Origin of the sequence: Laedolimicola intestinihominis, assembly GCF_040096155.1 — a bacterium.
Lineage (GTDB): Bacteria > Bacillota > Clostridia > Lachnospirales > Lachnospiraceae > Laedolimicola > Laedolimicola intestinihominis.
Map to the genome: position 1 here is coordinate 42,145 of NZ_JBBMFE010000012.1, position 14,339 is coordinate 56,483.

Below are 14,339 nucleotides of genomic sequence, written 5' to 3' on the forward strand. Positions count from 1 at the left end.
GAGGAAATATCATGGCTAGAAAAATGAAGACCATGGATGGAAACCATGCAGCAGCGCATGTATCATATGCGTACTCTGATGTTGCAGCTATCTATCCGATTACACCGTCATCTGTTATGGCAGAAGCTACTGACGAATGGGCTACACAGGGAAGAACCAATATCTTCGGACAGACCGTACAGGTTACCGAGATGCAGTCTGAGGCTGGAGCAGCAGGTGCTGTTCACGGATCTCTGGCAGCAGGTGCTCTGACTACTACCTTCACAGCATCTCAGGGACTTCTTCTGATGATCCCGAACCTTTACAAAGTAGCTGGTGAGCAGCTTCCGGGCGTATTCAACGTATCCGCTCGTGCGCTTGCAAGCCACGCACTGTCCATCTTCGGTGACCATTCCGACGTATATGCCTGTCGTCAGACCGGTGTTGCAATGCTTTGCGAGTCCAGCGTACAGGAAGTTATGGACCTGACTCCGGTTGCACACTGCGCAGCGATCAAGGGTAAGATTCCGTTCATCAACTTCTTCGACGGATTCCGTACATCCCACGAGATCCAGAAGATCGAGACATGGGATTACGAGGATCTGAAGGATATGGTTGACATGGATGCAATCGACGCGTTCAGAAAGAATGCCCTGAACCCGAACCATCCCTGCCAGAGAGGTTCTGCACAGAACCCGGATATCTTCTTCCAGGCAAGAGAGGCATGTAACCCCTACTACGATGCTATGCCGGCTATCGTACAGGAGTACATGGATAAAGTAAATGAGAAGATTGGAACAGACTACAAGCTGTTCAACTACTACGGAGCAGCAGACGCAGAGCACGTTATCGTAGCTATGGGTTCTGTATGCGATACCATTGAAGAGACCATCGACTATCTGGTAGCAGCAGGTGAGAAGGTCGGCGTTGTAAAGGTACGTCTGTACCGTCCGTTCAGCGCAGAGGCACTGGTAGCAGCTATTCCGGAGAGCGTAAAGAAGATTACCGTTCTTGACAGAACCAAGGAGCCGGGAGCTCTTGGCGAGCCGCTGTACCTGGATGTAGTAGCAGCCCTGAAGGGAACCAAGTTCAACGATACACCGGTATTCACAGGCCGTTACGGACTGGGATCCAAGGATACCACACCGGCACAGATTGTTGCTGTATACAAGAATGATACCAAGCAGAAGTTCACCATCGGTATTGTCGATGATGTTACCGGACTTTCTCTTGAGACAGGTGCTCCGCTGGTAACAACTCCGGCAGGAACCATCAACTGCAAGTTCTGGGGACTGGGCGCAGACGGTACTGTAGGCGCTAATAAGAACTCCATCAAGATCATCGGCGACAATACAGATATGTACGCACAGGCTTACTTCGATTATGACTCCAAGAAGTCCGGCGGTGTGACCATGTCTCACCTCCGTTTCGGTAAGAGCCCGATTAAGTCTACATACCTGATTCACAAGGCAAACTTCGTAGCATGCCACAACCCGTCCTATGTACGTAAGTACAACATGGTACAGGAGCTGGTAGACGGCGGTACCTTCCTGCTGAACTGTCCGTGGGATATGGAAGGCATCGAGAAGCATCTGCCGGGACAGGTTAAGAGCTTCATCGCGAACCACAACATCAAGTTCTATGTGATCGACGGTATTAAGATTGGTAAGGAGATCGGACTGGGTGGACGTATCAACACCGTTTTGCAGTCTGCATTCTTCAAGCTGGCGAACATCATTCCGGAGGAGCAGGCTATCGAGCTGATGAAGGCTGCTGCAAAGGCTACCTACGGTAGAAAGGGTGACGCCATCGTTCAGATGAACTACGACGCTATCGACGCAGGCGCTAAGCAGGTTGTTGAGATTACCGTTCCGGAGAGCTGGAAGAACGCAGCTGACGAGGGACTGGACTTCACACATGCAGAGAACGGCCGCGGCGACGTTGTAAACTTTGTAAATGATATTCAGGCAAAGGTAAACGCACAGGAGGGTAACTCTCTTCCGGTATCCGCATTCAAGGATTACGTAGACGGTACAACTCCCAGCGGTTCCTCTGCTTACGAGAAGCGTGGTATCGCAGTAGATATCCCGGTATGGAATGCGGAGAACTGTATCCAGTGTAACCGTTGTTCCTATGTCTGCCCGCATGCAGTTATCCGTCCGGTAGCCCTGACAGAGGCTGAGGCAGCAGCTGCTCCGGAAGGAATGAAGATGGTTCCGATGACCGGTATGGCAGATTACAAGTTCTCTATGGTAGTATCCGCACTTGACTGTACAGGCTGCGGTTCCTGTGTAAATGTCTGCCCGGGCAAGAAGGGTGCTAAGGCACTTGCAATGGAGAACATGGAAGCAAATGTTGCAGAGCAGAAGAACTTTGATTATGCAGTTACTCTGCCGGAGAAGACAGACGTTATCGCGAAGTTTAAAGAGGCTACTGTAAAGGGAAGCCAGTTCAAGACTCCGCTGCTCGAGTTCTCAGGCGCATGCGCAGGCTGTGGTGAGACTCCGTACGCAAAGCTGATCACACAGCTGTTCGGCGACAGAATGTATATCGCAAACGCAACAGGATGCTCCTCTATCTGGGGTAACTCCTCACCGTCCACACCGTACACGGTAAATCAGAAGGGTCAGGGTCCTGCATGGTCCAACTCCCTGTTCGAGGATGCAGCTGAGTTCGGTTATGGTATGAGCCTGGCTCAGAACGCTGTCAGAGGCGGACTGAAGGCTAAGGTTGAGGCTCTTATGGAGACAGCGAACGATGATGTGAAGGCTGCTGCTCAGGAGTGGCTGAATACCTACGGCGTAGGCGCAACCAACGGAACTGCTACAGACAAGCTGGTAGCTGCTCTGGAGGCATGCGGATGTGACGCTGCTCAGGAGATCCTGAAGGATAAGGACTTCCTGGCTAAGAAGTCTCAGTGGATCTTCGGTGGTGACGGCTGGGCATACGATATCGGCTTCGGCGGCGTTGACCATGTACTTGCAAGCGGCAAGGACATCAACATTATGGTATTCGATACCGAGGTTTACTCCAATACAGGCGGACAGGCATCCAAGTCTACCCAGACCGGTGCTATCGCACAGTTTGCAGCAGGCGGTAAGGACGTTAAGAAGAAGGATATGGCTTCCATCGCTATGAGCTACGGCTATGTATATGTTGCTTCCATCGCTATGGGTGCTGATTACAACCAGTGTGTAAAGGCAATCGCAGAGGCTGAGGCATATCCGGGACCGTCCCTGATCATCGCTTACGCTCCGTGTATCAACCATGGTATCAAGAAGGGCATGAGCAAGGCTCAGACAGAGGAAGAGCTGGCTGTTAAGGCTGGTTACTGGCACTGCTTCCGCTTCAACCCGGCAGCTCCGGCTGAGGGCAAGAGCGCGTTCACTCTGGACAGCAAGGAGCCGACAGGCGACTACAAGGAGTTCCTGAACGGAGAGGTTCGTTACAACTCTCTGGTACGTGCTAATCCGGAAAGAGCTGAGAAGCTGTTCGCAGAGGCTGAGGAGAACGCGAAGGCAAGATACGAGTATCTGAAGAGCCTGGGCGATCTGTACGCTCCGAAGAAGACAGAGGAGTAATCCTTTCGTCAGCGTGCCAAAAAGCATAACGAGATAAATAAGAATCCGGCAGAGATACGGGAAACCGTACTTCTGCCGGATTTTTTTTGATATACAGGAAATTTCGTCGAAATTGAAGAATAGCATTTTTTCTACAAAAAAATTTACTTCATATACATAAAATGTAAAAATATGTAGAGAAAAAACAAAAATGTATTAGGTACAGCAGAATCCACGGAAGTTTTCAACGACTATGAATTTAGTCCGGTTCCCGATGACAAGAAAAACACGTGGAAATCACAGGTGTTTGTATGGCTGGGCGTTGGTTTTTGCCTGACGGCGTTTACACTGGGCGGACAGATTGCTCTGGGTCTGGGCTTCTGGCCTACGGTAGCAGCTGTATTAATCGGCGGTGTGATTCTGACTATTATCGGAGCGCTTTGCGGAGCTATCGGAATAAAGAGCGGTCTTTCTTCCACAGTTTCTTCCCGTTTCACCTTTGGAAAATATGGCGCAATGGTATTTGGAATTATTGTTGCACTGTGTAATATGGGATGGTTTGGTTATCAGTGTACCTTTTTCGGAAGCAGCATTTCCAGTGTGTTCAAATTAGCGGCAGGAATGGAAGTAAATACCACGTTCTGCATTATCGTAGGTGGACTTCTGATGATGATTACCGCGATTGTCGGATACAAAGGAATTAAAATGCTTTCCTAGATAGGTGTTCCTCTTCTGTTCGCACTGATTCTGTTCGGTGTGGTCAAAACCTTTGTAATGGTTCCGGCAGGAGAGATTTTGGGTGCCGCTCCGACAATGAAGATGTCCTTCGCTACGGCAGTCTCTCTGATGGTCGGCAGCTTCATTGTAGGTGTGTCTATTGTGCAGGACTTTACCAGATATTCCAAAACAGTGAAGGACTCAACCATTGGCGTGACACTGGGATTTACTTTAGGATATCCGGTGGTTGTTATCTGCGGCGCAATCTTTGCCTGTGCGTTCCAGACCAATGATATTACAGATATTATGATTAACATTCTTGGCTTTGGTTATGTTGCGGCGCTTATCATTATCATTGCCACATGGACAACCAACGATAATAACCTGTATCAGTCAACTCTTGGTCTGACCAATACGTTTCATGGCCTTCTGAAGCTGCCCCGTTGGATTGTTACAGCTCTCTGTGGTATCTTCGCAACCATTCTGGGAGCTCTGGGAATGATTGACTGGCTGGTTCCCTTCTTGAGTCTGCTCTGCGTATTGATTCCGCCGATTTCAGGCGCTATGCTGGCTGACTTTTATATCCTGAAGAATGCGGATAAGTACAGTTATGAGAAAATGAACGAGATTCCGGATTTCAAGGTTGATACAGGAATTGGCGCAATTGCCGGCTGCCTGGTTGGTCTCTGTATGAATGAAGCTCCGGTTGGCTTTGGCGTACCCTTTATGGTGGAACTGTCCAATGTGGTTCCGACGGCGCTTGTGGCAATGTTTGTTTCTGTAGTGGTAGTGGTATTGATTGGCAAGATCGGAAAGGGAAGAGCATGAGTAGAAATGTAACAGTGGGATTTGTCCAGATGGACTGTGAGCTGATGAATAAAAAGGCAAACCTGGAGAAGATGCTGAGCTATGTGAAAGAGGCAGCGGAGAAAAAAGTAAATTTGCTCTGCTTCCCGGAGCTGTGTTCCACAGGTTATAGCCCGGAACTGATTGGAGAAAAGTATCTGGACTTGGCGGAAGAACCGGATGGGGAAACCTTTCAGCTTCTGAGTGCCAAGGCAAAAGAATATGGAATGTATATCGCGGCTCCCATCGTGTTGAAAAGTGAAATGCCGGGAGTTCTGTACAATGGAATGATTGTAATCAGTAAAGATGGCTCTCTGATGGGAACCTACAATAAAACACATCTCTGGGCGGGAGAGCGCTTCTGGTTCCGTGCAGGAAGCGAGTATCCGGTGTTTGACATGGAGTTTGGAAAAGTCGGATTTATGATTTGCTACGACGGAGGATTCCCGGAGGTTTCCAGAATCCTTACATTAAAGGGCGCAGAGCTGATTCTCTGCCCCAGTGCCTTCCCCATCAGGGATAAGGATATGTGGGACATCTATTTTGCTACCAGATCTCTGGAAAATGGTTGCTTTGTAGGCGGACTTAACCGGGTTGGACTGGAAGGCGAGGATAAGACCGGAGAAATGTTTGGAAACAACAAAATTTATAATCCGAGAGGAAAGCTTGTGGCGGAGGCTCCGGTAAATGAGGAGGCATTGCTGGTAGCTACCTTTGATTTGGAGGATGTGGCGAGATATCGTGAAAATGAAGTAGTGTATTTACGGGATCGCCGTCCGGAGACCTATGAGCTCCTGTCAAAATTGTACTAAGAAGAATAATAATAATGCGATCGGGTTGTCAAAAGCCCGATCGCATTTTGCGTAACAGGAAATAGTGAAAAAATATTATGAAAATCGAGGAAAATATGATACAATAACAGCATAAATCAAACATAAAAGGGGGAATTTTATGGAAACAAGAATGTTTAAGGTGTATGCAAAGGCTGATCCGGCCGTGGCGCTGAAGGTGATTCCGGGTCATTTCGCCACAAATCATTCCCATATCAATTATTACATTGATTTGACCACCCTGAAGGCGCGCCAGAATGAAGCCCAGGCGGCAGCAAGGCTGCTGGCCTATTACTCCAACTACAGTATTGTGGACACCATCGTATGTCTGGATGGCTGTGAAGTGATCGGGGCATATCTGGCAGAGGAGCTGACCAAAGCCGGAGTCCGTTCTATCAATGAGCATAAGACCATCTATATCGCTACCCCGGAATTCCATACCGGCGGCCAGCTGATTTTCCGTGACAATATGCAGCTGATGGTAAAGGACAAGAATATCCTGTTGCTGCTGGCTACAGCCACCACCGGAAAAACCCTGAATCAGAGCATTGAGTGTATCGAATATTACGGCGGAAAAATCAGCGCCATCAACGCGATTTTCAGCGCGGTAGATAAGGCGCATTCCATTCCGGTCAACGCCATTTTCACCCGGAAGGATATGCCGGATTATCAGACCTACAGCTTCCGTGACTGCCCCCTGTGCCAGAAGCAAGAGAGAGTGGACGCCATCGTGAATACCTACGGTTACAGCAAATTGTAAAGATGAGATGGAATCCTGCAAAACAGGATTCTGCGCCTGCGGCGGGTCTCCTAAGCGACATACTACATTTCCGCCGCAGTGCGATAAATTTTTATGCAAAAAAACCTCTATTTTCTCCGAGATCTTCCAAATTTTCCTTGTACATCATAAAGAACAAAGAACCTGCATGGAATTCCTTGTATTTTACTCGGAATTCTGTTAAACTTTTACCTGGTTAGAGGAAACTAATTGGCGAGGAATAACAAAAACTGTTTGTTATGCAAGGAGGAAAAACATGACAGAAAAGGCAGCATGGAATGGCTTCCGTGGAAGACACTGGAAAGAAGACGTGAATGTAAGAGACTTCATTCAGAACAACTATACATCCTATGAGGGCGATGAGGCGTTTCTGGAGGGGCCGACAAATGCCACCGAAGAGCTCTGGAGCGAGCTGCAGAAGCTTCAGAAGGAGGAGCGCGCCAAGGGCGGCGTCCTCGATATGGAGACGGAGATAGTATCCGGTATCACAGCCTACCCGGCGGCATATATTGTAGAAGAAAAGAAGGAGCTGGAAAAGGTCGTAGGACTTCAGACGGACAAGCCGCTGAAACGCGCGTTCATGCCCTATGGCGGTATCAAGATGGCGGAGCAGGCCTGCACAACTTACGGGTATGAGCCTTCTGAAAAGCTTCATGAGATTTTTACCAAATATCATAAGACGCACAACCAGGCGGTATTCGATGTATACACACCGGAGATGAAGAAAGCCCGTCATAATAAGATTATCACAGGACTTCCGGATACCTATGGCCGCGGCCGTATCGTAGGTGATTATCGTAGAGTGGCGCTCTATGGCATTGACTTCCTGGTTGCAAAGAAGGAAGAAGACTTCGCCAACTGCGGTGACGGAACCATGTTCGATGAGGTTATCCGTCAGCGGGAAGAGCTGGCAGAGCAGATTCGTGCCCTGAAAGAGATGAAAGTGATGGCGGCGTCCTACGGCTTCGATATTTCTGAGCCGGCTGCCAACGCAAGAGAGGCTGTACAGTGGCTGTACTTCGGCTATCTGGCAGCCATCCGCACCCAGAACGGAGCAGCTATGAGTGTAGGCCGTGTATCCACTTTTCTGGACATCTATCTGGAGCGTGATCTGGCAAATGGCACCCTGACTGAGGCAGAGGCACAGGAGCTGGTAGACCATTTTGTCATGAAGTGCAGAATGGTGAAGTTCGCCAGAATTCCGTCCTACAATCAGCTGTTCTCCGGCGACCCGGTATGGGCGACCTTGGAGGTGGCAGGCATGGGCATGGATGGTCGCTCCATGGTGACCAAGAGCGACTACCGTTTCCTGCATACCCTGGAAAATATGGGACCGAGCCCGGAGCCGAACCTGACTGTCCTTTATTCCTCCCGCCTGCCGAAGGCCTTCAAGGAATATGCGGCGGCCATCTCGGTGCGGACCAGCTCCATTCAGTATGAGAATGACGATGTGATGCGGCCGGTATGGGGCGACGACTACTCCATTTGCTGCTGCGTATCCGCGACACAGACCGGTAAGGAAATGCAGTTCTTCGGAGCCCGCGCGAACCTGGCCAAGTGCCTGCTTTACGCCCTGAACGGCGGCCGCGATGCCAAGAGCCGCGAGCAGGTAGGACCGGAGTACGCGCCGTACCAGGGCGAGTACCTGGAGTACGACGAGGTTATCCGCAAGTACGACAGGATGATGGACTGGCTGGCTGGCCTGTATGTGAATACCCTGAACGCCATTCAGTATATGCATGATAAATATTACTACGAGGCGGCGGAAATGGCTCTTATCGACACCGATGTGCGCCGTACTTTTGCCACCGGTATCGCAGGCTTCTCCCATGTGGTAGATTCCTTAAGCGCTATCCGTTACGCAAAGGTAAGGGCCATCCGGGATGAGGAAGGCCTGATTGTAGACTATGAGGTAGAGGGCGATTTTCCGCGCTACGGCAACGACGATGACCGTGCGGACGATATCGCGGTATGGCTCCTGAAGACCTTCCTGGAGAAGCTTAAAAAACGTCACACCTACCGGAATTCCGAGGCGACTACCTCGATCCTGACCATTACCTCCAACGTGGTATACGGCAAGGCCACCGGCAATATGCCGGACGGACGCCGTGCAGGCGAGCCGCTGGCACCGGGTGCGAACCCCAGCTATGGCGCAGAGCAGAACGGCCTGCTGGCTTCTCTGAATTCTGTGGCGAAGCTGCCCTATGAGTATGCGCTGGACGGTATCTCCAATACCCAGACCATCAACCCGGGTGCTCTCGGACACAGCGAGGAGGAACAGAAGAAGAACCTGGTATCCGTGATGGACGGCTATTTCGATCAGGGCGCGCACCATCTGAATGTCAATGTATTCGGCAAAGAGAAGCTCATTGACGCCATGGAGCACCCGGAGAAGGAAGAGTACGCGAACTTTACCATCCGTGTATCCGGCTATGCGGTGAAATTCATTGACCTGACCCATGAGCAGCAGCTGGATGTGATTGCGAGAACCTGCCATGACCACATGTAAGGTACATTCCCTGGAAAGCTTCGGGGCTGCTGATGGCCCGGGAGTGAGGTATGTGATCTTTCTTCAGGGATGTCGGATGCGCTGCCAGTTCTGTCACAATCCCGACACCTGGGAGGAACAGGGCGGAACGATATACACGGCAGAGGAGCTGCTTTCAAAAGCTTTGCGCTACCGGAATTACTGGGGTACAGAAGGGGGCGTCACCGTCAGTGGCGGCGAACCTTTGCTGCAAATGGATTTCCTGCTGGAATTTTTCGCCCTGGCGAAGGAAAAGGGCATTCATACCGTCCTTGATACGGCAGGACAGCCATTTACCAGAGAAGAACCGTTTTTCGGAAAACTGGAAGAGCTGATGAAGGTAACAGATTTACTGCTGTTGGATCTGAAGGAAATGAATCCGGAACGGCACCGGAGACTGACAGGCAGGGAAAACGACAATATCCTGGAGTTTGCCCGCTATCTTTCCGAGATCGGAAAGCCAGTCTGGATCCGGCATGTGCTGGTGCCGGAGAGGAGCGATTTTGTCGAGGATCTGCAGGCGCTCAGAGCTTTTACTGAAACGCTTGCGAACGTGGAACGAATAGAGGTTTTGCCCTATCATACCCTGGGGGTTTTTAAATGGGAAAATATGGGCATAAAATATCCCCTGGAAGGAATCCGACCGCCGGAACCGGAGCGGGTTCGGCAGGCAGAAGAGATTCTGGGCTGCGGGGAACAGAGATAAGGTAAAAAACCGATGTGCAGATTTTTCTGCCATCGGTTTTTTATGCAATAGGAAATTCCTAAAACTATCGTGTTGAATTTGTAATATTTTCAACCAAAAACCAAGAAAAACTACTACAAAAACAAAATAAAGCATGATATAATAACACTATATATTTCAAAAGAAAAACTACAAGGAGGAGAGAAGATGCTTGCCATTGAGCGGAAAAATGAAATCCTTGCCATATTACAAAAAGAACAGCGGGTTCTCGTTTCCGAGCTGAGTAAACGGTACGACGTAACAGATGAAACCATCCGGCGCGATCTGGAGAAGCTGGAGATCGAAGGCTATGTAAAGAGAACCTACGGAGGAGCGGTTCTGAATAAGAACAAGAATGTGGATATGCCCCTCCGTATCCGGGAGAAGACCAACCGGGACGAGAAGCAGATTATCGCGGGCCTGGTGGCGGGCCTGGTGGAGGAGGGCGACCGGATCATGCTGGACGCGTCCTCGACCTCACTGATGATCGCCAAGGAACTAAGGGAAATGAATAAGCTCACCGTCATCACGAATTCGGTGGAGGTACTGATCGAGCTGGCCGGACACGAGGGCATCCAGGTGATTTCCACGGGAGGCAATCTGAACGAGAGCTCCCTGTCCCTGGTGGGCAACGCGGCCCAGAAGGTACTGAACGGCTACCACGTGGATAAGGCCATCTTTTCCTGCAAGGGCATCGACATGAAGGAGGGCATGACCGATTCCAACGAGCTGGACAGCGATATCAAGATTGCCATGTATAACTGCGCGGATACGGCGATTCTGGCCGTGGACAGCAGTAAGTTTGACCGGGTTTCCTTTGTGAAATCCATGATGCTGAAAAAGGGAGATGTCATTGTGACCGACCGGAAGCCGTCAGCGGAATGGCTGAGTTTTCTGGATGAACAGGGGGTTCATCTGGTCACACAGGAATAAAAGAGAAAGGAAAGGTATTTCATTATGGGAGAGAGGATTTACAATCTGGCCTTTGATTTCGGAGCGTCCAGCGGACGTATGGTGCTCTGTAAGCTGGAGGACGGGAAGCTTACGCTTGAGGAGCTGCACCGTTTCCCAAACCATGAGGTCCGCGTGGGGGGACATATTTACTGGGATCTGTTTGGTCTGTACCATGAGCTGAAACAGGGACTGAAGAAGGCGGCGGCGAAAAAGGTGCCGATTCAGTCTCTGGCTATTGACACCTGGGGCGTGGACTACGGTCTCTTTGATAAGGACGGCAACCTCATCGGCAATCCGGTGAACTACCGTGATTCCCGTACAGATGGAATGCTGGAAGAGATTGGAAAAATCATTCCGCTGGAAGAACTCTATAACCGCACCGGTATCGAGTTCATGTATTTCAACTCCATTTTCCAACTCTACGCGGAGAAGAAGATGCGCCCGGTGATTCTGGACAACGCGAAGCGTATCTTGTTCATGCCGGAGCTGTTCGGCTATTTCCTGACGGGTATCATGTATTCCGAGTATACCTTTGCCAGCACCTCTCAGCTTCTGGACGCCAGAAAGCGGCAGTGGGATTATGATCTCATCGAGAAGCTTGGCCTGAATAAAGAAATGTTCGGCGATATTGTCATGCCGGGTACCGTTATCGGCGATCTGCTTCCCGAGGTGGAGGAGGAGACCGGACTTAAGGGCGTAAAGGTCATTGCGGTGGGCAGCCATGATACGGCTTCCGCCGTAGCGGGCGCTCCGCTGGAGTCCGACGACGCGGCCTTCTTAAGCTGCGGCACCTGGTCCCTGCTTGGCATGGTACTGGATGAGCCGATTTTAAATGAAGCTTCCTATAAATATAACTACACCAATGAGGGCAGTATCGACGGCAAGATCCAGTTCCTGAAGAATATCAACGGACTGTGGATTATGCAGAATCTGCGCCGCAACTGGTGTGAGTTCGAGGGCGAGGTAAGCTTCCCGGATATCATCCGCGAGGCACGGGCTGCCAAGTGTCAGGACTTCACGATTAATCCGAAGGATCCCCGCTTCACAGCGCCCTTAAATATGATGAAGGAGATCATCGGCTACTGCCGGGAGACCGGCCAGGGCACCCCGGAGGGACTGGGCGAGATGGCCATGGCCATCTACAACGGTCTGACTGAGGAGTACCGTAAGTCCATCCAGTATATGGAAGAGATCACCGGCAAAACCGTCACCTGCATCAATATGGTGGGCGGCGGCATCCAGGATCAGCTGCTCTGTGAGCTGACTGCGAAGAAGACCGGCAAGCGCGTGATGGCGGGACCGGTGGAGGGATCCGTTCTGGGCAACAGTATTGTACAGCTGGTAGCTATGGGTGAAGTAAAGGATGTACAGGCCGGACGTGACATTATACGGAATTCCTTCGACGTGAAGATTTACGAGCCGTAAAATCCGAAATCCGATGAAAAAAGTGTTGACAGAAACCGACGAAGCCACTATAATCTTATGTGTGCAAGGATACCTTTGTTAATTCGAAGGTAAAATACCCAGACAGTTGTCTAATGCACAATACACAACTGGAGGGAGGTTAGGTGTGATACTATGTCAAATGTAATCGTAAAAGAGAACGAGACTTTAGATAGCGCTCTGCGTCGTTTTAAGAGAAACTGTGCAAAGGCAGGCATTCAGCAGGAGATCCGTAAGAGAGAGCATTACGAGAAACCGAGCGTAAGACGTAAGAAGAAATCTGAAGCAGCTAGAAAGCGTAAATACAACTAATATTGTGCATGAAATTCCTCGACTTTACTGTCGGGGAATTTTTTCTCTAACAGGGGAAATTACACACAAGTGTGTAAAATGTATCATTATCCGGAATAACCGAAAAGAGGGAATGTTATAAGTGGGGCAATATGCCGAAGATATGGCAATTTATACATGAATTTGTAGAAAATGCCAATGGAAAATGATATATTTTAGGTGGATTTTGCTATAGCTTTTTTGAAAAAAAGAGTATAGTATAATCTGGATTCAAAGACTATGACGAGACAGGAGGGATTTGCATGGAGCAGATGGAAGCAGTGCTTGGCAGGCTTTCTGAGATCGAGAGCGCGGCAGTGGCTCTGGAGGAGAAGGCGGCAGAGCAGAAGAAGCAGATCGCGGCTGAGTACGAGGCGAAAACACAGGCCTTTGATAAGGAGATTGACGCGCAGACGCAGGAGAAGCTGAAAACTCTGAATGAGAAGCTTCGATTGGAAGCAGAAAATGAGCTTCTGAAGATGAAGCAGGAGACCGACCGGGAACTGGCGGCCATGGATGCGGAGTACAGCCAGAATCATGAGAAGCTGGCGGCTGCGATTTTTGATAAGATGATAGGAGAATAGGCATGGGCGAACTGATGAAATACAGTGCCGTTGCCACAAAGATACGAGCCATGGAGAGCCGGCTTCTGTCGAATGAGGATTTCGCGAAGCTGGCGGCTATGGAGAATGTTCCGCAGGCAGTGGCCTATTTGAAAAAGATTCCGGCCTATGAAGCCCTGTTTAAGGGATATGATGAGACGGAGCTTCACCGGGGTCAGATTGAGAGACTGCTGGTCGGTACGCTGTATTACGATTTCTCCAAGATCTATCGTTTCTGCGATAAGGAACAGAAAAAGATCCTGCGGCTTTACTTCAGCAAGTTTGATATCGCCATTATCAAGCGAGCCTTCCGTAGAGCCTTCAACCACGGCGATCGTACCGCGGAAGAGAAGGAGCTTCGGAGCATGGTACAGCGTTACACCGACATACCGCTGGAAAAGCTGGATGAGACAGGGACGGTACCCGAGATTCTGGAAGCACTGAAGGGCACCGAATACTATAAGGTAATGCAGAAGCTGGATCATGTGGAGAGCGCAAGTCTCTTTGATTATGAAATGACACTGGATCTGTATTATTTCTCTATGATATGGAAACAGAACAGCAAGCAGACAAAGGGCAAGACCAAGTCGCTTCTGGCCAGAAGCCTGGGAAGCCAGATTGATCTGCTGAATATGATGTGGATTTACCGGGCAAAGAAATACTATCAGATGTCGGAAGCTTCGACCTATACGCTTCTGATTCCGGTGACCTATAAGCTCCATGACAGCGATATCCGTGCCATGGTGGCGGCAGCAGATGAGAGAGCTCTGGAGGAGGCCATCCAGAAGACCTATTACGGAAAACGTTTTATGAAGCTGGACAGCCGGGAACTGGAGACTGTCTACGATAGATTTCTGCGGAAGGTATACACAGAGGAAAAGCGGCAGAACCCCTATTCCCTAGCAGTGATTACCGGTTACCTGTACGACAAGGAGCAGGAGCTGGATAAGCTGACGACCGTGCTGGAGGGCGTCCGTTACGGACTTCCGGCCAGTGAGACGCTGAAATATATCGAACAGTCGAAAGACGCCGGCAACCAGTAGAGGAGG

The 14,339-nt window shown here is 50.0% G+C and carries 10 protein-coding genes and 1 pseudogene; all 11 read left to right on the forward strand.

Annotated features, from left to right (window positions below; genetic code table 11):
* The first annotated feature begins 11 nt into the window (after positions 1-11).
* Positions 12-3,560, forward strand: a complete 3,549-nt coding sequence (nifJ, locus tag WMO29_RS12265) for a pyruvate:ferredoxin (flavodoxin) oxidoreductase (protein ID WP_349164988.1) — start codon at positions 12-14, stop codon at positions 3,558-3,560.
* Between the two features lie 255 nt (positions 3,561-3,815).
* A pseudogene (locus tag WMO29_RS12270) lies at positions 3,816-5,084 on the forward strand (cytosine permease); the annotation flags it as partial.
* Entirely contained in the window at positions 5,081-5,914 is an 834-nt protein-coding gene (locus tag WMO29_RS12275) for a nitrilase-related carbon-nitrogen hydrolase (protein WP_349164989.1), read from the forward strand. The pseudogene WMO29_RS12270 and the gene WMO29_RS12275, both read left to right, overlap by 4 nt.
* A 139-nt stretch (positions 5,915-6,053) precedes the next feature.
* Positions 6,054-6,692, forward strand: a complete 639-nt coding sequence (locus tag WMO29_RS12280; RefSeq protein WP_178039868.1) for a type I phosphoribosyltransferase — start codon at positions 6,054-6,056, stop codon at positions 6,690-6,692.
* A gap of 274 nt (positions 6,693-6,966) precedes the next feature.
* Complete coding sequence (gene pflB / locus WMO29_RS12285) at positions 6,967-9,219, forward strand: formate C-acetyltransferase (protein ID WP_349164990.1); 2,253 nt, start codon at positions 6,967-6,969, stop codon at positions 9,217-9,219.
* Positions 9,206-9,943, forward strand: a complete 738-nt coding sequence (pflA, locus tag WMO29_RS12290; RefSeq protein ID WP_349164991.1) for a pyruvate formate-lyase-activating protein — start codon at positions 9,206-9,208, stop codon at positions 9,941-9,943. Before pflB ends, pflA begins: the two co-directional genes overlap by 14 nt.
* A gap of 186 nt (positions 9,944-10,129) precedes the next feature.
* Positions 10,130-10,894 (forward strand): DeoR/GlpR family DNA-binding transcription regulator, encoded by a 765-nt coding sequence (locus WMO29_RS12295; protein WP_349164992.1) that lies wholly within the window; start codon positions 10,130-10,132, stop codon positions 10,892-10,894.
* Positions 10,895-10,918: 24 nt separating this feature from the next.
* Positions 10,919-12,340, forward strand: coding sequence for a rhamnulokinase (locus WMO29_RS12300; RefSeq protein ID WP_349164993.1), 1,422 nt, complete (start codon positions 10,919-10,921; stop codon positions 12,338-12,340).
* Positions 12,341-12,493: 153 nt separating this feature from the next.
* Positions 12,494-12,670 carry a 30S ribosomal protein S21 gene (rpsU, locus tag WMO29_RS12305; protein ID WP_004054229.1) on the forward strand — a complete coding sequence of 59 codons (177 nt, stop codon included), beginning with the start codon at positions 12,494-12,496 and terminating at the stop codon, positions 12,668-12,670.
* 281 nt (positions 12,671-12,951) lie between these two features.
* Positions 12,952-13,272, forward strand: a complete 321-nt coding sequence (locus tag WMO29_RS12310) for an ATPase (RefSeq protein ID WP_178039863.1) — start codon at positions 12,952-12,954, stop codon at positions 13,270-13,272.
* Between the two features lie 2 nt (positions 13,273-13,274).
* Entirely contained in the window at positions 13,275-14,333 is a 1,059-nt protein-coding gene (locus WMO29_RS12315; protein ID WP_349164994.1) for a V-type ATPase subunit, read from the forward strand.
* Positions 14,334-14,339: the final 6 nt, after the last annotated feature.